General features: G+C 64.3%; 23 protein-coding genes. 13 read left to right on the top strand and 10 right to left on the bottom strand.

The features are described from left to right. Nucleotides 1–17: 17 nt before the first annotated feature. From G3I74_RS07905 to apbC, 7 genes are read right to left on the bottom strand one after another with little or no spacing between them, the layout of a single operon-like run. Nucleotides 18–2,990 carry a formate dehydrogenase subunit alpha gene (locus G3I74_RS07905; protein WP_164211042.1) on the bottom strand — a complete coding sequence of 991 codons (2,973 nt, stop codon included), beginning with the start codon at nt 2,988–2,990 and terminating at the stop codon, nt 18–20. 39 nt (nt 2,991–3,029) lie between these two features. Further along, on the bottom strand, nt 3,030–3,248 hold the full coding sequence (locus tag G3I74_RS07900) for a formate dehydrogenase (RefSeq protein ID WP_164211041.1): 219 nt from the start codon (nt 3,246–3,248) through the stop codon (nt 3,030–3,032). Between the two features lie 17 nt (nt 3,249–3,265). Next, entirely contained in the window at nt 3,266–3,970 is a 705-nt protein-coding gene (locus G3I74_RS07895; protein ID WP_164211040.1) for a TorD/DmsD family molecular chaperone, read from the bottom strand. Nucleotides 3,971–4,006: 36 nt separating this feature from the next. Further along, a complete protein-coding gene (locus G3I74_RS07890) occupies nt 4,007–5,710 on the bottom strand; it encodes a 4Fe-4S binding protein (protein ID WP_164211039.1) in 1,704 nt (567 codons plus the stop codon). A 19-nt stretch (nt 5,711–5,729) separates the two neighbouring features. Then, on the bottom strand, nt 5,730–6,413 hold the full coding sequence (locus G3I74_RS07885) for a DUF3306 domain-containing protein (protein ID WP_164211038.1): 684 nt from the start codon (nt 6,411–6,413) through the stop codon (nt 5,730–5,732). Continuing rightward, nucleotides 6,410–6,895, bottom strand: a complete 486-nt coding sequence (locus G3I74_RS07880; protein ID WP_164211037.1) for a DUF3305 domain-containing protein — start codon at nt 6,893–6,895, stop codon at nt 6,410–6,412. Before G3I74_RS07880 ends, G3I74_RS07885 begins: the two co-directional genes overlap by 4 nt. Further along, nucleotides 6,892–7,980: an iron-sulfur cluster carrier protein ApbC gene (gene apbC / locus G3I74_RS07875; protein WP_164211036.1), complete on the bottom strand. Its 1,089-nt coding sequence runs from the start codon at nt 7,978–7,980 to the stop codon at nt 6,892–6,894. Before apbC ends, G3I74_RS07880 begins: the two co-directional genes overlap by 4 nt. Before the next feature lie 52 nt (nt 7,981–8,032). On the opposite strand from apbC, the gene G3I74_RS07870 reads away from it, so the two are divergent. The 6 genes from G3I74_RS07870 to moeA are packed head-to-tail and all read left to right on the top strand — an operon-like array spanning nt 8,033 to nt 13,222. After that, a complete protein-coding gene (locus G3I74_RS07870) occupies nt 8,033–9,124 on the top strand; it encodes a WD40/YVTN/BNR-like repeat-containing protein (RefSeq protein WP_164211035.1) in 1,092 nt (363 codons plus the stop codon). Continuing rightward, nucleotides 9,121–9,897: a selenium cofactor biosynthesis protein YqeC gene (gene yqeC / locus G3I74_RS07865; protein ID WP_164211034.1), complete on the top strand. Its 777-nt coding sequence runs from the start codon at nt 9,121–9,123 to the stop codon at nt 9,895–9,897. Before G3I74_RS07870 ends, yqeC begins: the two co-directional genes overlap by 4 nt. Beyond that, the gene (locus tag G3I74_RS15705) at nt 9,894–10,166 is read left to right on the top strand and encodes a ubiquitin-like small modifier protein 1 (RefSeq protein ID WP_203594620.1); all 273 of its coding nucleotides are present in this window, start codon (nt 9,894–9,896) and stop codon (nt 10,164–10,166) included. Before yqeC ends, G3I74_RS15705 begins: the two co-directional genes overlap by 4 nt. A 10-nt stretch (nt 10,167–10,176) precedes the next feature. After that, on the top strand, nt 10,177–11,367 hold the full coding sequence (gene moeB / locus G3I74_RS07860; protein ID WP_203594619.1) for a molybdopterin-synthase adenylyltransferase MoeB: 1,191 nt from the start codon (nt 10,177–10,179) through the stop codon (nt 11,365–11,367). Next, the gene (mobA, locus tag G3I74_RS07855; RefSeq protein WP_164211033.1) at nt 11,345–11,944 is read left to right on the top strand and encodes a molybdenum cofactor guanylyltransferase MobA; all 600 of its coding nucleotides are present in this window, start codon (nt 11,345–11,347) and stop codon (nt 11,942–11,944) included. Before moeB ends, mobA begins: the two co-directional genes overlap by 23 nt. An 18-nt stretch (nt 11,945–11,962) precedes the next feature. After that, nucleotides 11,963–13,222, top strand: a complete 1,260-nt coding sequence (gene moeA / locus G3I74_RS07850) for a molybdopterin molybdotransferase MoeA (RefSeq protein WP_164211032.1) — start codon at nt 11,963–11,965, stop codon at nt 13,220–13,222. 19 nt (nt 13,223–13,241) lie between these two features. Here the strand turns inward: moeA and G3I74_RS07845 are convergent, their stop codons facing one another. Then, nucleotides 13,242–13,442, bottom strand: a complete 201-nt coding sequence (locus G3I74_RS07845) for a DUF6494 family protein (protein ID WP_164211031.1) — start codon at nt 13,440–13,442, stop codon at nt 13,242–13,244. 54 nt (nt 13,443–13,496) lie between these two features. Here G3I74_RS07845 and G3I74_RS07840 point away from each other — a divergent pair, with 54 nt between their 5' ends. The 7 genes from G3I74_RS07840 (at nt 13,497) to G3I74_RS07810 (ending at nt 21,781) form a co-directional block, all read left to right on the top strand. Continuing rightward, the gene (locus tag G3I74_RS07840; RefSeq protein WP_164211030.1) at nt 13,497–14,201 is read left to right on the top strand and encodes an ABC transporter permease; all 705 of its coding nucleotides are present in this window, start codon (nt 13,497–13,499) and stop codon (nt 14,199–14,201) included. Next, nucleotides 14,176–14,952 (top strand): ATP-binding cassette domain-containing protein, encoded by a 777-nt coding sequence (locus G3I74_RS07835; protein WP_164211029.1) that lies wholly within the window; start codon nt 14,176–14,178, stop codon nt 14,950–14,952. Before G3I74_RS07840 ends, G3I74_RS07835 begins: the two co-directional genes overlap by 26 nt. A 75-nt stretch (nt 14,953–15,027) precedes the next feature. Then, entirely contained in the window at nt 15,028–16,311 is a 1,284-nt protein-coding gene (locus tag G3I74_RS07830; protein WP_164211028.1) for a diguanylate cyclase, read from the top strand. Between the two features lie 12 nt (nt 16,312–16,323). Then, nucleotides 16,324–17,334, top strand: coding sequence for a sensor histidine kinase (locus G3I74_RS07825; RefSeq protein WP_164211027.1), 1,011 nt, complete (start codon nt 16,324–16,326; stop codon nt 17,332–17,334). A gap of 42 nt (nt 17,335–17,376) precedes the next feature. Next, nucleotides 17,377–17,829 (top strand): response regulator, encoded by a 453-nt coding sequence (locus G3I74_RS07820; protein ID WP_164211026.1) that lies wholly within the window; start codon nt 17,377–17,379, stop codon nt 17,827–17,829. Continuing rightward, on the top strand, nt 17,819–19,921 hold the full coding sequence (locus G3I74_RS07815) for a putative bifunctional diguanylate cyclase/phosphodiesterase (RefSeq protein WP_164211025.1): 2,103 nt from the start codon (nt 17,819–17,821) through the stop codon (nt 19,919–19,921). Before G3I74_RS07820 ends, G3I74_RS07815 begins: the two co-directional genes overlap by 11 nt. 63 nt (nt 19,922–19,984) lie before the next feature. Continuing rightward, nucleotides 19,985–21,781 (top strand): acyl-CoA dehydrogenase C-terminal domain-containing protein, encoded by a 1,797-nt coding sequence (locus G3I74_RS07810; protein ID WP_164211024.1) that lies wholly within the window; start codon nt 19,985–19,987, stop codon nt 21,779–21,781. Between the two features lie 185 nt (nt 21,782–21,966). Here the strand turns inward: G3I74_RS07810 and G3I74_RS07805 are convergent, their stop codons facing one another. After that, complete coding sequence (locus G3I74_RS07805; RefSeq protein ID WP_164211023.1) at nt 21,967–22,377, bottom strand: type II toxin-antitoxin system VapC family toxin; 411 nt, start codon at nt 22,375–22,377, stop codon at nt 21,967–21,969. Further along, nucleotides 22,377–22,616 (bottom strand): antitoxin, encoded by a 240-nt coding sequence (locus G3I74_RS07800; RefSeq protein ID WP_164211022.1) that lies wholly within the window; start codon nt 22,614–22,616, stop codon nt 22,377–22,379. Before G3I74_RS07800 ends, G3I74_RS07805 begins: the two co-directional genes overlap by 1 nt. Nucleotides 22,617–22,713: the final 97 nt, after the last annotated feature.

Raw genomic sequence — 22,713 nt, 5'->3', positions numbered from 1 at the left:
TCCTCCTTCCTAAAGCCTCAGGCGGCCTTCTGGATCTGGCACAGGGTCGACTTGGTCTCCTGCATCAGAGTGATGGGATCGTATCCGTAGGTCTTGGCGGTATTACAAGCCTCTCCACGTACGTACGGCGCGGTGCCTTCCGGGTAGCGGCCGACCAGATCTTCGCCCTGGAACCAGCCACCGAAGTGGAACGGTGTCCAGACGACGCCTCGACCCACGCGTTCGGTGATCATGGCGCGAATCTTGATCCGCCCGCCTTCCGGCCCTTCCAGCCAGACCCAGTCATTGTCGCGCAGACCGCGGTCGTTGGCGTCGGTCGGATTGATCTCGACGAACATTTCCTGCTGCAGTTCGGCCAGCCAGCTCATGGAGCGGGTTTCCTCACCGCCGCCTTCGTATTCGACCAGACGGCCGCTGGTGAAGACCAGCGGGAAATCGCCGGAGAAATCATCGGCCTGGACCGATGCATAGCGCGTCGGAAGACGCCAGCGGGTCTGCATATCGTCGTGGGTCGGATACTGGTCGACCAGGTCGTAGCGCGGCGTGTACAGCGGCTCGCGGTGGATGGGCACGGGATCCGGGAAGGTCCAGACGATCGCGCGCGCCTTGGCGTTGCCGAACGGCGCAACCTCGTGCTTCAGGCAGATGCGCTGGATACCGCCGGAGAGGTCGGTATGCCAGGCCACCCCGTCGAGGGCATCGGACTCCATCGTCCGGTACTCGGCGATGTCGGCCTCGCTGACGCTGCCGTTGGGCTTGTCGGCCAATCCGGCAACCCAGGCAATCGTAGCCATTTCATCCGGGGTCAGTTCGCTATGCCAACCCATGGTGCGAAGCATGCCGTAGGTCACCGCGGGATGCCCTTCCTGGATCTCTGAATCCTTGCTCCAGGAATCCTCGGCCAGAATGTTGGTGCCATTGTGCTCGGTACCGAAGCGGGCGCGGAACGGCAGGCCGCCTTGGGACACCGGCAGATCCGGGTTGTAGAGGACGTGTGAGCCCGGGTGCTTGACCTCCGGCGTCCCCCAGCACGGCCACGGCATGCCGTAGGTATCGCCGTCGCAGGGCCCACCCTGGGCTTTCAGCGTCGTGGTGTTGAAGGTGTGCTTGTTTTCCAGGTGCAGCTTCAGACGTTCCGGGCTCTGGCCGGTGTAGCCGATGGTCCAGGTGCCGCGGTTGATCTCGCGCAGCGTGTCCTCAGGGCTGGGCGTTCCGTCTTCACTGACAGAGATGTTTTTGAACATTTCGTCGGCGAAGCCGAACTTCTTGGCCATCAGGTACAGGATCTGGGCATCGGTCTTGGACTCATAGAGCGGATCGATGACCTTTTCGCGCCACTGCAGCGAACGGTTCGAGGCGGTGCAGGAACCGGACTGCTCGAACTGGGTGGCCGTCGGCAGCAGATAAACGCCGTCGGTACGCTCGGACATGATCGCCAGGTGGGTCGGATAGGGATCGGAGATGACGACCAGGTCGAGTTTCTCGACGGCCTTTTTCATTTCCACCCCCCGGACCTGGCTGTTGACAGCGTGGCCCTGGAAGAAGACCGCGCGGATGTTGTCACGCTGGGAGAAATTCTCCGGGTCTTCCAGAATGCCGTCGATCCAGCGCGAAACGGGCACGCCAGGCAGGTTCATGGGATGGGCCGGGTTGCCCGAGTTGTCGGCGTAGCGCCCGTCGTCGAAGCGATTCTTGAGCCACTCGAAATCGACGTCCCAGACCCGCGCCCAGTGGCGCCAGCCAGCCTCGGACAAACCGTAGTAGCCTGGCAAGGTGTGACAGTTGGGTCCGACGTCGGTCGCGCCCTGGACGTTGTCGTGGCCGCGGAAGATGTTGGCGCCACCGCCGGATTTGCCGATATTGCCCAGCGCCAGCTGCAGCACGCAGTAGGCCCGGGTGTTGGCGTTACCGACATGGTGCTGGGTACCGCCCATGCACCAGACGATGGTGCCCGGCCGGTTTTCGGCCAGCGTCTTGGCGCACTGGTACATCTGGTCTTCCGGCACACCGGCGATATCTTCGACCTTGTCGGGCGTCCAGTTGGCGACTTCGCGGCGGATTTCATCCATGGCGTAGACGCGCTGGCGGATGTATTCGCTGTCTTCCCAGCCGTTTTCGAAAATGTGCCAGAGCAGGCCCCAGACGAACGGAATGTCGGTACCGGGCCGGATGCGGATGTGCTGGTCGGCGTGGGCGGCGGTGCGGGTCAGACGCGGGTCGACCACGACCAGCTTCGAGCCGTTCTCCTTGCCGCGCAGGATGTGCTGCATGGCCACCGGGTGGGCCTCGGCGGCATTTGACCCGATGAAGATCATCGACTTGCAGTTGTGCATGTCGTTGTAGGAGTTGGTCATCGCACCATAGCCCCAGGTATTGGCAACGCCGGCGACCGTGGTCGAGTGGCAGATGCGGGCCTGGTGGTCCATGTTGTTGGTACCCCAGAAAGCGGCGTACTTGCGCTGCAGATAGGCGCCCTCGTTATTGGCCTTGGAGGAGCCGCAGTGCCAGACCGAATCCGGTCCGGACTCTTCACGAATCTGCATGAACTTGTCGCCGATCTCGTCGATCGCCTGATCCCAGCTCAGCCGCTTCCACTGGCCGCCCTCAAGCTTCATCGGGTATTTCACCCGCTTGTCGCTGTGCCCGTGCGAGCGCAGGGCCGCACCCTTGGCGCAGTGACCACCCATGTTGAACGGCGAGTCGAAATCGGGCTCCTGGCCGATCCAGACGCCGTTTTGAACGGTCGCCTTGGCGCCGCATCCAACCGAGCAGTGGCTGCAGACGGTGCGCTTGATCTCAATAGGCCCCGAGTTGCCCTCGGCCGGCTGCTGCGCGTCGACGCGACGCATCATGCTCAGCGGCACCGAGGCTGCCAGTGCGGTGCCACCGGCGGTCAAGCCGGAACGCTTGAGAAACGTCCGGCGATCAAAGGCCTTGCCCCGGGAGGCGCGGACGGCCTCGTTGGCGGCTTGCTTGCGAATAAGTTTCATAGTTCTCCTCCAGACTGGATTCGGCGCCAGGGGCGGCCTTTAGAAGCGGGCGCTGTCGTAGTAGCGCCGAATGTGGTCGGTTTCGCGGTAGCAGGTGCTTTCCGCCTTGGGCTTGGACTGCTCCGGGGCAGCTGCCTGCCCGTTGATGGACACCAGGCCCAGGCCGGCTGCGGCACCGGCACCGATCGCGCCGGTCATGAGTCGACGGCGCGACAAGTCGATGGCTGGCTTGGGTGCAGATTCACTTGCTCGTTTCATGTCTCTCTCCAATAGGATTATTCTGGCAAACTGAGCCAAACTCTTTCAAACTCCATGAATGCTTCTCCCAGCCGGCCGACCGACCGGTAGAAATCGGCATTCTTCGCGCCCTGAACATCACTGAAAAACCGGGGCAACCAGGCGCCCACATACTCGCTGAAAAAAGCCTGCTGGCCGGGCAACGGAATGCCGTGCTCAGGATCGGCCAGCAGCACCATCGTCTCGCAGATGGCGGCCGCGTGATCTTCCGGTTCGGACACGCCGTCGGCACGCTGGATTCCAAGGCGAGAGAGCTCGTCGCGCAATGCCGCCAGCGGCTTGTCCATCAAAAAACCGGTGAGGTAATAACTGCCGTAGGGCAGCAATTCGCCGCGCCCCAGGCCAATGAACAGCTTGTGGAATTCGTCGTCAACCGCCGCAGGATCAGCGCTTCGGGCGGCTTCCGACAACCTCGTCCAGGCAGCCTGAAGGTCGGTCGGCCGCTGCGCCTGCCCCGGACCGTCAGCACGATCGGCCAAAAGCTGCAGGAGCTCGGCGCTCGGCGGGTTGCGCAATAGACCGGCCAGAAGCCCATAGGCCTCGGTCCGGGCCTTCGCGCCTTCGGCTGAGCTTGTTGTTTCCAAAGGGCGGTGATCGCTCACCGCGCTCTCTCCGATTTGTTGCATCTCATTTGTACCTTTCCCCGAAGCAACAATGTAGTCTTGCGAATGCCGACAAGTCAAGTTGTATCGACCAAAGTCGTAAGCGATTTCGCAAGATCAATTGCGACGCTCAGGCGGATGCGCGACCACACCGCCCTCGTCTTCGTACATCCTCTGGATGCGACAGTCTTCGCACAATCGAATGCGGGCCAGGGCTTCCTCGCCCTGAAACATCCAGTGCCCCTGCAGACGCCGCAGCATGCTTTCCATCATCTTGCGCGTGGCGAAAGGCTTGCCGCAGGCATCGCAGTGATGCATCTCCTCTTCGTTGAGCAGGCGGCGGGCCGGCTCCAGGTGGGCGGGAAAATGCATCCGCGCCTGCAGGCTGATGGCGTCTTCCGGACATGAGGATTCGCACATCCCGCACTGCACGCAGTGGTCTTCGCGAAAGTACAGCTGCGGCAGGTCGCCCCCGCCCTGGATGGCCGAAACCGGGCACACCGACACGCAGGCCATGCACAGCGTGCAGGCATCGGCGTCGACCTCGATTTTGCCAAAAGGCGCCGAGGAGGGCAGCGCCACGGTCTCGACCCGTTCACTCCCGGCTTCGGCATGCAGATGCCCCAGCGCCTGGCGCAGGATTTCGCGCTTGGTACCCAGCGCGGCGAAGGTGGCCGGGGTGCTGGTCATGGGCGCTAAAGGAACCGCCACCGAGGCCGCCTCGACGGATCCGGCCCAGAATTGGACGCGCTCATCGCTGTGCGGGTCGCCCAGGCCGGTCAGGATGGGGCGATAGATATCGATCTGGCGGCGCGTGGCATCGCCCAGCGTAGGCGCCGGCTCCTCTCCGCTCAGCAAAATGATCCGACCAGCGCCGTAGGCCAGGATGGCCAGCCAGCTGTCGGCACCGACCGAGCCGGCGTTCTCGACGGCCACGGGCAACACGTGTTCGGGCAGCTCGGATGCCCGGGCGGCGAGCGTATCCGCGGCGCTCTCTGCGCTGTAGATCAGGACATCCGGGGCCACCGCTTCGGCGCCGGCGTGGGCGCGATAGTTGGCCAGCAGGCGGCGCACCGAATCGAGCAGATCTTCCGATGACGGTGCGGCGTAGCTCATCGCCCCGGAAGGACAAACGGTCACGCAGCTGCCGCAGCCCTGGCACAGGTATGGATCGACCTCGACTTTTTCGCCGACGCTGAAGACCGCGCCGGTCGCGCAGGCGTCCACGCACTTGCGGCAGCCGCTCAGACCGCGCGAGCCATGAGCGCAGATGTCGGCATCGTAGGCAAAGAACCGGGGTTTCTGAAACTCGCCGACCATGTCCGGCAGTTCCGCGAGCGCCCGCTCCAGATCGGCTTCGCTGCGAACCCGGAAATAACCCGGCGGCGGCTCGTCCACGCCCGAGTCGGCGGAACCGTCCAGATCCAGCACCAGGTCGAAAGTGCCCGGATCAATACCAAAAGCCGGACCGGCCTCAATCACACGACCGCGGTCAACCTCGACTTTCAGGGTGAATTCACCCAGGTATCCGGATAGCTCCAGCGGGCGGCCATCCAGGTAGCGGCCCGGTGGCGCGCGATCTGGCGGCTCGCTGGGCGGCGCGGTGGCGAGCATGGTGCACTTCAGGTCCGACTTGAGCTGCTCGGCGATCGGCCAGGCTTCGTCGGCCGGCCCGATGATCAGCAGCCGCCCCTCGGAACGGTATTCCACCCACTCCATCGGTTCCGGCGGCGGATCGAAATCGGCCAGGGCCGCGGCCCGGGCCTTGCCGGTCGGGCCAGCGGCGCTCAGTTGTTCAATATCGAGAAGATCTTCTTGCACGGGATTCCTTCGGTGTTGATCAGCCGGGCCGCCGATCGGGATTGTCGTTCAGATCGTCATCGCGATCGTCATCGCGACTTTCATGTCTATCGTCAGTGAGACCGTCGGTGGTCTCAGGCCTGTCGCCAGCGCTGGCCATCGTTTCTTCCCCTGTCCGGGGGATTGGCTCTGCGGGGGCCTCGGTATTCACATCGGTCGCTGCAACCGACTCGCCCTCTTCGTCCTTGTCAGCCAGCGATTCCTTGAGTTTGCGCTCCATCCGCTTGGCCGCCTGCTCGGCGCGGTAGCGCATGTCCGCGGTCACGACACTGCCCAGCGCGACCGGCTTGCTGTAGTCCTCTGCGTAGTCGTCGAGCATGTCAACCACGTTGTACTTGGGCTGGCGGAACAGGCGACGCAGCGCGGCCCGTCGCAGGCCCTCGCTGACGCGGGGAGAGAGAAAAGCCGCCACGCTGCCGCTTTCATCAATCGATTCCAGCGGGGGCATGTCTTCGTCACCCGGGGGTTCAGGCTCAAGCTCCGCCTCAGAAGCCGACCCTGCCTCAAGCTCAGCCGACGAGGCTTCCTCGGCTGAAGGCTCAATGAGACCAGCCTCTTCATCGGCCCCGGGGGTTTGCGATTCGTCCTCGGAGACCTCGTCATCGCGCAGCGCGGACTGCTTGCGCCGCGACCAGCGCTGCAGGAAGCCTTCGTCTTCGGTCATGGCTTTTTCACGTCGAACGGTGTCCGGTATTTATCGCCCTGCTTGCCCTTGATCTTCTGCTTGCGCGGCCCGGGTCGGTAATGGGTGGCAACATACTCCTTGATCCACAGAACGATGGACGCGGGCATGGCGGCCTGGTAGAACAACTCCTCGACTTCCTCGGCCGCGACCGAGTCGTCCTGATCGGCGGTGATCCGCAGCGGCTGCGGCTCGCCGTCGGCGTCAACCTGGCAAATCACGTACAGACGAGGCTGAGCACTGGTCAGATTGAACCAGTAATCGTCGCAGGCATCGGGCGTCAGCGTCAACTCCAGCCCCTCCCAGCGATAAATGCAGGAATCACCACCGTCGCGCACCAGCTCACGGCGCCGCTGCCCGGCCGCTGCAGCCGGAGACGGCAGTATGCCGATCACCTGCCAGCGCGTGCCGGTGCGCTCCATCATCACCGTCATGGGCCGACGGGCGTAACGTTCGATATTCATGGTTTGATGACGATCTTGGGCATCTTGTGGGTGAAGTCGGTGGCCTGCATCGACAGCTTGGCCGCCATGCGCACGGCGATCTGCCGGTACTGCCCGGCGATGTCGCCGTCGGGCTCGGCCACCACCGTCGGCCGGCCGTTGTCGGCGTGCTCGCGGATGGCCAGGTCCAGCGGCAGCGAACCCAGCAGCGGGACACCATAGTCGTTGGCGATGCGCTCGCCACCGCCGCTGCCGAAGATGTGCTCGGAATGGCCGCAGTTGGAGCAGGTGTGCAGGCTCATGTTTTCGACAATGCCAAGAACCGGCACGTTCACCTTGCGGAACATCTGCAGACCCTTGCGCGCATCCAGAGTGGCGATGTCCTGGGGCGTGGTCACGATGACCGCACCGGCCACCGGCACCTGCTGCGACAGGGTCAGCTGGATGTCGCCGGTCCCCGGCGGCATGTCGATGATCAAGTAGTCCAGATCCTTCCAGCGGGTGTTGCCCAGCAGCTGCTGCATGGCCTTGGTCACCATCGGCCCGCGCCAGATCATCGGCTCTTCCTCATCGATCAGATAACCGACCGAAATCGACTGGATCGAATAGCTCATCATCGGCTCGAAGGTGGTGCCGTCGACCGAATCAGGTCGGCCGCTGATGCCCAGCATGCGCGGCTGGCTGGGACCATAGATGTCGGCGTCGAGCATGCCCACCTTGGCCCCCTCGGCAGCCAGCGCCAGGGCCAGGTTGGCCGACACCGTCGACTTGCCGACCCCGCCCTTGGCCGAGGACACGGCGATGATGTTCTTGACCACCTGCAGTCGCTGCACGTTGGGCTGGACCTGGTGCGGGCTGATCTTGCTGGTGACCTTCACCGAGGCCGAGTCGATCTCGGGCAGACCCTGGATGGCGCTCTTGAGCTCGGCGGCCAGGCGGCGCCCGAAACGCCGCGCCGGGTAGGCCACTTCCAGCGCCACGGCGGCCTTTCGATCCACGATTTCAAGCTGCGGTCGGGCGCACGCGCCCTGGAACTCCGGGCCCAGGGCCCGCTGCTGGCCGTCGAGCACGATCTGCTCGATGCGCTGCTGCAGTGCTTCGCTCATTTCAGGCATTCGATATACTGGTTTGAATCTTAAACATCGTAGACCATTTTGCATGTCGAAACTGTCCGCTGTGGCCGTGCTCATCGGCACCCGCAAGGGCCTGTTCATCGCCCGCAGCGACCTTGAGCGCGAGCGCTTCAGGATCGAGGGGCCGCATCTGGCCGGCTACGAGATCCAGCGCGCCTTTCTCGACCCGCGCAGCGACGGCCAGCGCGGATTCGCTGCAGCGCATCACCCGATCTGGGGGATTCACATCTATCGCACCGATAACGCCGGGCGCGACTGGCACCCCCTGAGCGCCGTGCCCAGTCACGGCGAAGACGATGATGCCGCGCACCTCAAGACCATCTGGAGTCTAGCGCCGGGACCGGCAGACCAGCCCGAGTCCCTTTATGCGGGAATCGAGCCACCCGGCCTGTTCGTCTCGCACGACGCTGGTGGGAGCTGGTCTTGCCTCGAAGGCTTTCATACTCACCCGACGGCCGACCGCTGGCACCCGGCCAAGGGCGGCTGCGCGGTTCACTCGCTGGCGGCCAGCGGACGTCGACTGTATGCGGCGCTGGCCGCCGGCGGTACCTACCGCTCCGACGATGCGGGAACAAGCTGGCGCGCCTGCAACACCGGCATCCGCGCACCCTATCTGCCCGAAAAGAATGCCCCGGCCGGCCACAATGACCATACTCTGCGCATGCACCCGACCCAACCCGATCGCCTCTACCGCCAGAGTCACACGGGCACCTGGCGCTCCGATGACGGCGGTATCAGCTGGCATGAGATCACCGCCGGCCTGCCCAGCGACTTCGGCTATGCGCTGGGTCTGGACCCGGCCGACCCGGATACGCTGTTTACCATTCCGGAGGATTCCAGCCAGTTTCGGGCCACGGTCGACGGCAAGCTTCGCGTCTATCGCACCGACAACGCGGGCGCCGACTGGCGGGCGCTGACTGAGGGCCTGCCGCAGCAAAACTGCTTCGTCACGGTCTTGCGCGACGGCCTCGATACCGACGGGCTCGCGCCGCTGGGCGTCTACTTCGGCACCTCCAGCGGCCAGGTCTACGCCAGCACCGACCGCGGCGAGACCTGGCAGGCGCTGCCGGCCGTACTGCCGCCCGTACTCAGCGTCCAGGCCGGAGGCGTGGCATGAGCGCGCTTGCGCAGGCGCTGGGTTTGCGCGGCGGCATCGTGGCGGCGATCGGGGCCGGCGGCAAGAAAAGTGTGCTCAATGAACTGGCGGCCGGCGCTTCGGGTCGGGTCGCCTGGACCGGGACCGTGTTCACCGCCCGTCCACCGCGCTGGACCGGGGTGGAGGTGCATATCGGTTCCGAAGAGGAGCTGCTGGAACTGGCCGCAAATCTGCCGGACGGCGGCCGACATGCATTCCTCCTGCCCAGCGAAAAACCCGGCCGCTACGGCGGCATGAGCGTGACTGGCGTGGACCGGCTGCACCAGGCCGGCGGATTCGATCTCACCCTGGTCAAGGCCGACGGCGCGCGCATGCGCGGCCTGAAATGCCCGAAGCCGGGCGAACCGGTACTGCCCACCCAAACCCGCACCGTTTTGATGGTGCTTTCGGCCCAGGTCATCGGCCAGCCGCTGACCGATGAATTTGTCCATCGACCCGAACGGGTGGCCGAAGTCCTGGGCGTGGATATCGGCGCCACACTGACCCCGGCCCACCTGGCCGCCGTGTTCACCCGCCCTGGCGGTCTTTTGGAGGGCACCGACGGTCTTGCCGTCGTGCCGGTGATCAACCAGGTGGACGACGATCTCGCGCAGGAAAAAGCCACCGAAGCCGCGCGCGGAGCGCTGGCCCAAAGTTCGCGCTTCGACCGCGTGGTCCTGACCCGTTTGAAGCGTTCCGGCGCGCGCCGGGCGCCCGTGATCGAAATCGTTGAGCGTAGCGAGGGTCGGTCATGATTCGAATAGAACTGCCCGCCGCCCTGCAGACGCTGGCTGGCGGTCACGCCAACCTGGAAGTCGCGGGTACCACGGTTGGCGAAGCCCTCGAAAACCTGGGGCGATCCCATCCGCTGCTGCTCAGCCGAATCCTGACCCGCGGCGGACGGCTGCGACCGCACGTCAACCTGTTCGTCAACGAACGCGATGTGCGCACGCTCGAGGGTCTGGACACGCCGTTGACCGCGGGCGACACGCTGCTGGTCGTGCCTTCCGTGGCCGGCGGCTGAGGATTCAACGATGTCGCTGGAAGATCGCCTAGAACAGCTGCGTGGGGAAATCGCGCGGATCAGTCCGAGTGAAGCCCTGGCGCGTAGCCGCGCCGGCGCAGTTTTACTGGACGTGCGCGAGACCGAAGAGATCGCGCTAGGCCTGCCGGAAACCGCGCAGGCCGTGACCCGCGGGTATCTGGAGATGCGCATCGCTGAAGTGGCGCCCGATCCGGACCAGGAAATCCTGCTGCTGTGTGCCGCCACGACCCGCTCGCTGCTGGCCGCAGACGACCTGCGCCAGATGGGCTATCGCCGGGTCGCCGCGGTCCAGGGGGGATTCAACCGCTGGAAAGACGAGGGTCTGCCCTACGTGCTGCCCGAGACCCCGGACCGCGACGCGCTGCAGCGCTACAAGCGCCAGCTGGTGCTGCCCGAGCTGGGATCAGCCGGCCAGGCCCGTCTGGGCCAGGCCCGCGTTCTGCTGATCGGCGCCGGCGGGCTGGGCTCACCGTCGGCGCTGTACCTGGCCGCGGCCGGCATCGGCACCCTCGGCTTGGTCGATCATGACCGCGTCGATCGCTCCAATCTGCACCGCCAGGTGCTGCATCGCGACGACCGGGTCGGCCTGCCCAAGACCGAATCCGCGCGGCTGACCCTGGAAGCGCTCAACCCCTCGATCAATGTCCGGACGCACCCCGTGCGGCTGGATTCGGGCAACGTCGAATCGATCTTTGCCGACTACGACATCGTCGTCGACGGTTCCGACAACTTTCCGACCCGGTACCTGGTCAACGACGCCTGCATCCGGCTCGGGCTGGCCAACGTCTACGGCGCGGTACAGGGTTTCGAAGGCCAGGTCTCGGTGTTCCCGGCCGGCGGTCGACCCTGCTACCGCTGTCTTTTCGCCGAACCGCCGCCGCCCGAGCACGCACCGTCATGCAACGAGGCCGGCGTCCTCGGCGTGGTGCCGGGGATCATCGGCCTGCTGCAGGCGCTGGAGGTGATCAAACTGGCCACCGGCATCGGTGAAACCCTGGCCGGACGACTGCTGCTGTTTGATGGCCGAAACACCCGTCTGCGCGAGGTGCGCCTGGGGGCCGACCCGGAATGCCGCTATTGTGCCCCGGGACGGAAATTCCCCGGCTACATCGACTACACCCATTTCTGTGCCGACAGCGCCCGGGAGAACCACGAACATGAATCCAGTCCCCGCAACTGACAACATCACCCTGGCCATCCTGGCCGGCGGTATGGGCCGCCGCATGGGCGGCGTCGACAAGGGCCTGGTCGAGGTGCTTGGCAGACCCATGATCGCCTGGACGCTGGATGCCGTGCGGCCGCAGGCGGGTCACCTCCTGATCAACGCCAATCGATCCCAGGCCGACTACGCCTCGTTCGGCCTGCCGGTCATCGGCGACCGTCACGAAGGCTTCCAGGGGCCGCTGGCCGGCCTGCACGCGGTCCTCGAAGCCGCCGCAACGCCGTATGTCGCCATCGTGCCGTGCGACACGCCGAGACTGCCTCGCGATTTGGTCGCGCGCCTGGCCCGCGCCCTGATCGAAGAAGACGCCGAGCTGGCCGTCGCCGAAGCCGCCGGCCGGGTCCATACGCTGCACGGACTGTTTCGCAGCGACCTTCTACCCGACCTCACTCGCGCCCTGGAGGCCGGCGAACGCAAGCCGGACGCGTGGTACGCTACGCGCCGCTGGTCGCGGGTCGACTTCAGCGATGCCCCCCAGGCTTTCGACAACATCAATACGCCGGAGCAGCGCGATGCTCTGGCCGAACAACTTTAAGCAACAGGATCCGGATTCATGAGCATCAAGGCACGCAAGGCGGCCGGCGGCCACGATACGCCGGCGCTCCCGCTGGAAGAGGCGCGCGCGCGCATCCTGGCGGCGGTTGACCCGCTGACCGACATCGAAACGGTCAACCTTCATCAGGCCCTGCATCGGGTGCTGGCCGAACCGGTGGCCGCGGCGATCGACGTCCCGGCCCATACCAATTCGGCCATGGACGGCTATGCCCTGCGCGGTACCGACGTGGCCGAACCCGGCACCGCACTCAAACTGGTTGGCGAAAGCTTCGCCGGGCGCCCTTACCAGGGACTGGTCGGACCCGGTGAATGCGTTCGCATCATGACCGGCGCGGTCGTGCCCGAGGGCAGCGACACGGTCATCATGCAGGAGCAGACCGCGCGCGACGGCGACCAGGTGCGCTTTGAAAAGCCGGCCAAACCCGGCGCCAACGTCCGCCCGGCCGGGGAAGACCTGGCCCGCGGCGACACCGCGCTGCATCCCGGTCGCTGGCTGACCCCGGCCGACCTCGGCGTGCTGGCCTCGGTGGGCGTACCGGAAGTGCGCGTGAAACGCAATCCGAAAGTGGCGTTTTTCTCCACCGGCGACGAACTCAAGCCGGTCGGCGAGACCCTGGCGCCGGGTCAGATCCATGACTCCAATCGCTACACCCTGTTTGGCATGCTCAGCGAGCTGGGCGTGGAGATCGAAGACTTGGGGATTGTGCCCGACCAGCGCGAAGCGCTTGATGAGGCGCTGCAAAAGGCGTCGCGCTGCGATGCCGTGCTCAGTACCGGCGGCGCCTCGGTCGGCGACGCCGATTACGTCGTCGAAGCGCTGGAAAAACTCGGCAACGTCGGCTTCTGGCAGGTCGCCATGAAGCCGGGCCGGCCGCTGGCGTTCGGCAAGATCAACCAGGCCTGGTTCTTCGGCCTGCCCGGCAACCCGGTCTCGGCGATGGTGACGTTCCTGCAGCTGGTCCGGCCGGCGCTGGTTACCCTGGCCGGGGCACGGCCGATGCTGCCACTGCAGATGTTGCTGCCGGTCACCGATGCCATCCGCAAGCGCCCCGGCCGGCGCGAGTTTCAGCGCGGTCGACTGGTCGCAGCCGATCAGGGACAGGCGGTCTCACCGTTCGGGCATCAGGGCTCCGGCGTGCTGCGCTCGATGAGCGAGGCCGACTGCCTGATCAATCTCGGGCCCGATGTCGGCGACGTCGCGGCCGGCGAGACGGTGGTGGTCGAGCCCTTCGCCCAGCCGGTCTGGAACGGCGCCTGATTCAGGCGCCGAAGCGGGATCAGACTTCGAGCTGACCTTTGACTTCGTGCTCGAGACCGAGATCCGGGCACTGCAGCACGACTTTCACCTCCAGGCCGCCGTCCGGCAGGGTGCCGTCTTCGGAGGCCGAGCGCACGGCGAGTTCGATTTCACGCTGGGAGGTCACGCCAACCTGCTTGAGAAACTTGCGAACGGACTGGTTGAGCTTTTCTTCGTTCATGCGGGGTCTCCTTTAGGGTAGGGCAAACGGTTCATACCTTCTATACTACGTCAGGTGGATGACTTTTCCGAATCTCTGCGCCTGACCTTTCACCTGCTGATTTCCCTGGAGCCGGAACTGGTCGAAATCGTCACCCTGTCGCTATGGGTCAGCCTGAGCGCGACGGCACTGGCGGCTATCGTCGGGCTGCCGATGGGTGCAGCGGTCGCCGTGCTTCGGTTCCCCGGGCGTGGCGCCCTGACCGCCTTGTTGAACGCCTCGATGGGTCTGCCTCCCGTGGTCGTGGGGCTTGCGGTCTATCTGCTGCTTTCGCGCGCCGGCCCGCTGGGCGAACTGGGTTTGCTGTTCACTCCGCAGGCCATGGTCATCGCCCAGTTTCTGCTGATCACGCCGATCATCGCAGCACTCGCGCGCCAGACCCTGGCCGACCTCGATGCCCAAAGCCGTGAGCAGCTGCAGGTGCTCAACACCCGGCCGGCGCGCATGGTGACCGCACTGCTGTGGGACGGTCGTTTTTCGCTGGTCACGACCGTGCTGGCCGGTTTCGGTCGCGCCATCGCCGAAGTCGGCGCGGTTCTTATCGTCGGCGGCAACATCAGCGGCGTCACCCGCGTAATGACCAGCACCATTGCACTGGAAACCAGCAAGGGCAATCTGGCGCTGGCGCTGGCGCTGGGCATCATCCTGGTCACCATCGCCCTTTCAGTCAATCTGCTGGTCATGAGCGTCCAGAATGCCGCCGCCCGACGCTACGCCTGAAGTCGCAGCGTCGCTTGGATCGGCCCGGACTTCGGCCAATCCTCTGCTGCCGCTGACCGTGCGCGGTGTGTGCCTGCAGCGCAGTGGCCGTACCCTGCTCGACGACGTCAACTTTGTGCTGGAAAGTCGAGATATCCAGGTGATTCTCGGCCCCAACGGCGCCGGCAAAAGCCTGCTACTTCGGGTACTGCATGGACTGATTACCCCGGACCAGGGCACCATCGACTGGGGCGGGCGTTCACCACAGCTGGCCCAGGCCGACCTCGGCATGGTGCTGCAACGACCGGTGATGCTGCGCCGCTCCGTGCTGGCCAACCTGACGTTCGCCCTGGCTCACAGCCGGGTCCCCCGGCAGCAGCGTCGTCAGCGCGCGCTTGATGCCTTGCAACGCGCTGAGCTGCAGGATCTGGCGCAACAGCCGGCGCCACGACTGTCGGGTGGCGAGGCCCAGCGCCTGGCGATTCTCCGAGCGTGGGTTCAGCGGCCCAGGGTGCTGTTTTTCGATGAACCCTGCGCCAACCTGGACCCGCGCAGCACGCAGAAAATTGAACACCTGATCCGTGAAGTCCATGCCAGCGGCACACAGGTAATTCTGACCACGCATGATCTGACCCAAGCCCGGCGGCTGGCCGGGGAAGTCCTGTTCATCGCCAACGGCCGCATCCAGGAACAAAGCGCGGCCTCGACCTTCTTCCAGTCACCGGCCAGCCCCGAGGCCGCGGCTTATCTGGAAGGTCAGCTATTGGTCTAGAACGCTGGCTCGCCGATTTGTAATCACCAGCCGTTTGGTCCAGACTTCAGGTATCCCGACGCACAGCCAGCCAGCATGAAAACAACAATCATCAACAGTGAGTTGGATTTGCTTTGTCAGCAGGGTCGTTTGTCGTCCGAGCCCATTGCCGTACTGGATGAACAAGGTGAGGTCGCATTCATCAACAGCGCCATGCAAGACGTCCTGCCGGACGGCACCCTGTCGGCCACAACACGGGCCGCGCTGACCGGGTCCAAGGCGCGTCGTCTGATCACCCTCGCGCGCAGCGATGGACAAGACCGTACCAGTCGACAACTGTTCGCGATTCCGCTGGAACACTGCCGGCTCGTGACGCTGATTGAGCATGAAGACGATCCGCGAATCAAGCGCTTGCAGGCCCAGCTCGAAGAGGCCCGAAAACGCAGCATGACCGATGCTCTGACCGGGGTATGGAACCGCAACCAGTTCGACGAATTCCTTCACATCGAGATTCCCAGGGCCGAACGCTACGGTCAGCCGATCTGCCTGCTGGTGCTCGATATCGATCACTTCAAGCGCGTCAACGATGAGCACGGCCATAGCGTCGGAGACGAGGTGCTGCGGCAGGTCAGCGATCTGATACGCCAGCAGATCCGCCTGGTCGACAGCCTGTTTCGCTGGGGCGGAGAGGAGTTCACCGTCCTGCTGCCCAACACTTCACTGTCGGCGGCTCGATTCATCGCCGAGCGCCTGCGGCAGGCGATCGGCCAGTTCTGCTTCGAGACCGCGGGTGTGGTCACCGTCAGCATCGGCGCTGCCGAACTGGAGCGCGGTGAGACGGCCGAAGCCTGGTTCAGTCGTGCCGATGATGCGTTGTATGAGGCCAAGAATCTGGGACGCGACCAGGTAGTCTGCGCCGAGGCGAACGCGGATCGCCTGATCGGCGGCGAGTACGGCGACAGCCCGGTCCTGATGCCGTGGAAATCCATCTACGAAAGCGGTCATCCCCTGATCGATCAACAGCACAGGGAACTGTTTCGAATGGGCAACCGACTGATTGCCGCCAGCCTGGACGAAACCGTCGGCAAGGAGGACTTTCTGAGACTTGCCGACGAACTGATCGAACACTGCGCCCAGCATTTTTCCGACGAGGAAAACATCCTCGCCGAGATCGGCTACGAGGACCTGGACCAACACCACAAGGCCCACAACGGACTGCTCACGCGCGCGCGCAAGCTGCGCAATCAGGCTCGCACCGGCAGCGTGAACACGCGCGATGTCATCGACTTTCTGGTCGACAAGCTGGTCAAGCAGCACATGCTCACCGCCGACATGGCCTTCTTTCCGCAGCTCACGAAGCCGGCGGCCGAGCAGAACTGAGCGATCGCCAAGATGCTGTCCGTTCGCCGGCGCCCGCGCCAGCTTCGTACCTCGACCGCGGCTGTTCGCACGGTATTGATCTATGTCGTCGTCGCCTTTGCCTGGATCACCCTGTCGGACTTCGCCGTTGACGCCCTGTTCATCGATGCCGACCAGCGGGCCACGGCCAGCCTCGTCAAGGGCTGGTTATTCGTCCTGGTCACCGGGTTATTGCTTTATGGCCTGATCACCCGACTGGTCTTCCAGATCAACCAGCTCGTTGAACGGGAAAAGGCGCTGACCGACCGCCAGCAGGCGGAACTGGAAACCGAGGTCGCACGACGCACCGCCGAGCTACGATCGGCCAACCAGGAACTCGACAGCTTTGCCTACGCCGTCTCGCACGACCTGCGCGCACCGCTTCGCGCCATGAACGGCTTCTCCGAGGCCCTGATCGAAGACCATCACGATGAACTCAGCGAGCCGGCCCGCCAGCATCTCGACCAGATCCGTATTGCCAGCGCGCGCATGAACGCCCTGATCGACGGGCTGCTGGTGCTTTCGCGCGTTACCCGCGGTGAACTGGATCGGACGCCCGTGGATCTGTCTGCGCTGGTGCGCGAGCGCATTGACCAGCTGAGCAAACAAGAGCCTGAGCGCTCGGTCGAGACCGAGATCGAACCGGGGCTGATCGCGACCGGCGACCGGCGCATGCTGGAAGCGGCTGTCGGCAACCTGGTCGACAACGCCTGGAAGTACAGCGCCCAGGCCCAGCCGGCCAGAATCACCTTCGCCGCCACCCGCCTGGGCGAAGACCCGGCGTTTTCCATCCGCGACAACGGCGCCGGCTTCGATATGCGCCATGCCGACAAGCTGTTCCAGCCGTTCCAGCGTCTGCACCGCCAGGACGAGTTTCCCGGAATCGGCATCGGTCTGGCCACGGTGCAGCGGATCATCCATCGCCACGGCGGCCGGATCCAGGCCAGCGGCAGCATCGGGGAAGGCGCGGAATTTACGTTTACAATCAGCCCTTCAGAACAATGATAGATTCCCGGATTTGGCAACTGAATGTGACGGATTTGACGCGTGATTGACCGCAAGCTACTTCTGGTCGAAGACGACCCACAGGACGAGGCGCTGACGCTGCGCGCGCTCAAAAAAGCCGGCGTTTGTAACTGGATCGATGTCGTTCGTGACGGCCAGCAGGCGCTGGATTACCTGTTCGGGGAAGGCGAGTTCACCGAGCAGGCCAACGAGCCGCTGCCGGCAGTCGTCCTGCTCGATATCGGGCTGCCGAAGATTTCCGGTCTGGAGGTGTTGGCCCGCCTGCGTGAAAACAAGCGCACCCGACTGCTGCCGGTGGTGATGCTGACCTCCTCCGATGAGCCTGAAGATCGCCTGCGCTCTTATCGCAGCGGCGCCAACAGTTACGTGCGCAAGCCGGTCGGTTTCGCTGAGTTCGCGGCCACGGTGGCGCAGCTGGGCGTGTACTGGATGGCCACGAATCAGCCCGGCCACGAGGACGGCCATGCCAACTGATGCCGAGTTCGAGCTGCTGCTGATCGAAGACACCGAAGCCGACGCGCTGCTGATCCGCCGCCGGCTCGAGCAGGCCGGACTCTCGGCTCGCACCCGGCGGGTGGATCGCATGAAGGCCTTGACGGCCGCGCTTGACGAGCAGTCCTGGAGCGCGCTGCTGTACGACTACACCGTCCCCGGCCTCCATTTCGACGACACCATCGAGTTGCTGCGCGCACGTTGCCCGGAGATTCCCATCATCCTGGTCTCCGGCACGGTCAGCGAAGAAATGGCGGTCAAACTGCTGCAATACGGGCTCAATGACTTCGTACTCAAAGACAACTTGCTGCGCCTGCCCAGCGTCATCCGGCGCGCGGTCGACAACGCCGGCGAGCGGGCCCGACGCAAAACCGCCGAGAGCGAGCTTCGCAAGCTCGCCATGGTTGTCGAGCAAAGCCCTACCAGCATCGTCATCACCAACACCGTTCCGGCCATCGAGTACGTCAACCAGGCCTTTATCGACAACACCGGATACAGCCGCGCGGAAGTGCTGGGCAGCAATCCATCGATTCTCAACCAGGGCCTGACACCGGCCGGCACCTACACCGATCTCTGGGAGACGTTGAGTCGAGGCGAAGTCTGGAAGGGCGAGTTTCGCAATACCCGCAAGGACGGCTCGACCTATATGGAGATGGCCACCATTGCACCGATCCGGGACCCCGGGGGTGAAATCACGCATTACGTCGCCGTCAAATCCGACGTCACCGACCTGCGGCGCTCGGAGTCGAGAGTTCATCAACTGGCCAACTTCGACGACCTGACCGGCCTCCCGAACCGCTCGCTTCTGCTGGATCGGCTGGAGCAGGCCGCCCGATCCAGCCAGCGCACCGCCCGGCACGGCATGATTCTGGCGTTGGACATCGACGGTTTCAAATTCATCAACGATATCCACGGCTACCAGGTCGGCAACCAGGTCCTGATTTCGATCGCCGAGCGCCTGCGGGAGACGTTGACCGACGACTCCACCATCGCCCGTATCGGGGGCAATCGATTCGCCATCGTGGTCGAAAACCTGTCGCGACGACGAGATCAGGCTGCCGCCCAGGCCCATGATCTGGCCGAACTCATCCACGAAGAGCTGCAGATCCCGCACGTGGTTGAGCAGGCCGAGGCCAGCATCCGTCACGCAACCACCATGGGTTTGTACCTGATCACCTCGGAGCGCGAGGAAGCGGACCGGCTGCTCAACAAGGCCGAGATCGCGCTCCAGCGCGCCCGCGACGACGCGCGAAACACCTGGCGGTTTTTCAACAGCGAGATGCAGACGCTCGTCGAGTCACGCGCCCGAATCGAGGCCGGCCTGCACGAGGCGCTGGAGCAGGATCATCTGAATTTGTTTTTCCAGTCCCAGTTCGATGCGCGGGGGCGCCTGACCGGGGCCGAAGGACTGATCCGCTGGAACCGTCCCGGCGAAGGCCGGATTCCGCCAGACCAGTTCATCCCCCTGGCCGAAGAAACCGGCCTGATCCTGCCGATCGGGAGCTGGGTGCTCGACACCGCCTGCCAGTGTCTGAAGACCTGGTCGACGAATCCGCGCACCCAGGGACTGCACCTGTCGATCAACGTCAGTGCCCGCCAGTTCCACCAGCCCCGCTTCATCGATCTGTTGCTCGAAGCGCTGGATCAGTACCAGATCTCGCCGGGACGACTCAGTCTGGAGTTGACCGAATCGGTCGTACTCAATGACCTGAGTCAGACCGAGCAGCGCATGCTCGCCGTGCGCGACCTGGGTATCGGTCTGGCCCTGGACGACTTCGGCACCGGGTTTTCGTCGCTGTCCTACCTCAAGCATCTGCCCTTCGACACGCTCAAGATCGACCGCTCCTTCGTCTCCGACATGATCGCCACGGCCAGCAGCGCGGCCATTATCCGGGCCACCATCGCCATGGGCCACGCCCTGGGACTGACGGTGATTGCCGAGGGCGTGGAGACCCAGGAGGAATGGGCGCTGCTCAAGGATTTCGGCTGCGACGCGTTCCAGGGCTTCCTCTTTGCTCGGCCGGTGTCCAACGAGGAGTGGAAGCCCACCGATTTCAGCGTCAAGCAGGCCTGAATCTCCACGTTGGCATACGGTGGCGTATGGTAGTCTGGATCTTTAACTGATCCGGAGCGTTTCATGCCCAGCTACAAGGCCCCGCTGGAAGATTTTGACTTCCTCTACAACGAGTTTCTCGACCTGACCGCGTGCGCTGACCTGCCGACCATGGCCGAGGCCAGCCCGGACGTGATCGAGGCGGTCTTGAGCGAGGCGGCAAAAGTGGCCGAAAACGTGCTCCAGCCGCTCAACGCGGTCGGCGATGAAATTGGCTGCCGGCTCGACGAATCCAGCCACGAGGTGCGCATGCCCGAAGGCTTCGGCGAGGCCTACCGCGACTGGTGCGCCAACGGCTGGACCGGACTGATCGCCGACCCCGACTTCGGCGGCCAGGGCCTGCCCAACTTCGTCGGCCTGGCGGTCTCGGAGATGATCAACGCCGCCAACGCCTCGTTTGCCGCCTATCCGGGACTGACCCTGGGCGCCTACGAAGTCATCCACCACCACGGCAGCGACGCGCAGAAAGCGACCTATCTGCCGAAGATGGTCAGCGGCGAATGGGGCGGGACCATGAACCTGACCGAGCCGCATTGCGGCACCGATCTGGGGCTGTTGCGCACCCGCGCCGAGCCGGCCGAGGACGGCAGCTACCGGATTACCGGCAAAAAGATCTGGATCTCGGCCGGTGAGCACGACATGGTCGACAACATCATCCACCTGGTGCTCGCCCGCACGCCGGACGCGCCGGCGGGTACCCGCGGCATCAGCCTGTTTCTCGTTCCGAAGTTCCTGGTCAACGCCGACGGAACGCTGGGCGAGCGCAACGGGGTCCACTGCGTCGGGCTGGAAAAGAAGATGGGCATCAAAGCCTCGGCCACCTGCGAGATGGAATACAGCAACGCCATCGGCTACATGGTCGGCGAAAAAAACCGCGGGCTGGCGGCCATGTTTACCATGATGAACGCGGCCCGACTCGTGACCGGCATCCAGGGCCTGGGCATGGCCTCAGCCGCCTACCAGGCCGCGGTCACTTTTGCCCGCGAACGTCTCCAGGGCCGCAGCCTGGACGGTCCGAAATATCCCGAAAAGGCAGCCGACCCGATCCTGGTCCACCCGGACGTGCGCCGGATGCTGCTGATCTCCAGAGCCTCGATTGAAGGCGCGCGCGCGCTTGGTCTGTACACCGGCGTCGAGCTGGAAATCGAACAACATCACCCCGACGAGGCGATCCGGCGCCAGGCCGGCTACTGGGTCTCATTGATGACGCCGATCATCAAGGCCCACTTCACCGATCTGGGTTTCGAGGTCGCCAATCTCGGCATGCAGGTCCACGGCGGCGCCGGCTACGTGCGCGATACCGGGGTTGAGCAGTTCGCCCGCGACGTGCGCATCACTCAGATCTACGAAGGCACCAACGGCGTCCAGGCGCTGGACCTGGTCGGGCGCAAGCTCATTGCCAACTCCGGCGAAAACCTCAAGGCCTTCTTCACCCCGGTCACCGACTTCATCGCCGAGCACGACGGTCAGGACGAGGTCGCTGAATTCATCGATCCGCTCAAGCACGCCGCCCGGCTGCTGCAGGACACCACCGGCTGGGTCTACCAGCAGATGAGCAAGAACCCGCTGGAGGCCGGCGCGGCCGGCGCGGACTACCTGCGCCTGTTCGCCCTGACCGCGATGGCGTTCATGTGGGCAAAGATGGCGGTGATCGCGCACGCCCGCCTTGAGGCCGGCAGCGAGCGCAAGGCCTTCTACCAGGCCAAGCTGGATACGGCGCGATTTTTCATGACCCGGATGCTGCCCGAAACCACCTCGCTGGACGCCCGCATCCGCGCCGGCGCCGGGCCGATGATGGACTTCGACGACCAGGCGTTCTAGGAGCCCGCGGCAGCATCCTCATCCAACACCGCTGGCGTCAGGCACGGATCGAACTTCAAGCGTCGACATCCTCCCCGGCCTCAGGCCGGGGAGGATGTCAAGAACCTATGTTTTAGACTTTAATGGAAACGAACAGCGCTTGCCTTGAGGCTCTTGCCGATTTTCTGGCAAGGGCCTTTCCCTCGTTATTGTGTCGAAGGCATCAGCCAGTTCTCAGTAATGACGCCGGGATATTTGCCAAAGTCCTTCGTATTGTTGGTCACAACCGTAACGCCGAGCGCCACCGCATGAGCGGCAATCAGCTTGTCGAGATGGTCCTTCTTGCTCTCGCGAGCCGCCATTCGGATCGGACCGTACGCCACCCCGGCAGCGCCATCGAAGGGCGCTACGGGAATGTCCTCGATGAGGTTGGCCAGATTGAGGTGCTCCCGCTCCGGATTGGCGGCAACGGCCACGCCGTATTCCAGCTCGGCATACGTGATTGCCGACATTACAACGTCGCCGACATAGCATTGATCGAACCGCCGGGCGACCTCCTCGGGCTGGTTTTTCATCAAGTAGATGCACATGTTGGTGTCGAGCATGTAGTGCGGCATTACAGCGCATCCCTTGGGGCCTGCTCCTGACTCCCACGGCCCTCGGCCATGAAATCCTGGGAGAACCTGGCGAACTTGAGCAGTACACCGGACAGCGAGCGGCGGACCGGGCGAATGCGCAACTCGTCTCCGACACGCTCGATTTCCAACTCAATATCCGTACGCTCATAGGCCAGGTCGGCCGGAATCCGCACGGCCTGCGAGTTGCCGTTTTTGAAAGCGCGGGTAGTGGTGGACATCGCAAACTCCATCAATGTATGTACACTGGATGTACTTTACTCTCTAGCAATAAGAAAGTAAATACATGGATGTACAGAACACCGGGAGCAAAAGCGG

This window comes from Wenzhouxiangella limi, assembly GCF_010499265.1.
Lineage (GTDB): Bacteria > Pseudomonadota > Gammaproteobacteria > Xanthomonadales > Wenzhouxiangellaceae > Wenzhouxiangella > Wenzhouxiangella limi.
The sequence above is the reverse complement of the archived record's forward strand: the minus strand, read 5'-3'. Positions and strand labels throughout refer to the sequence as shown.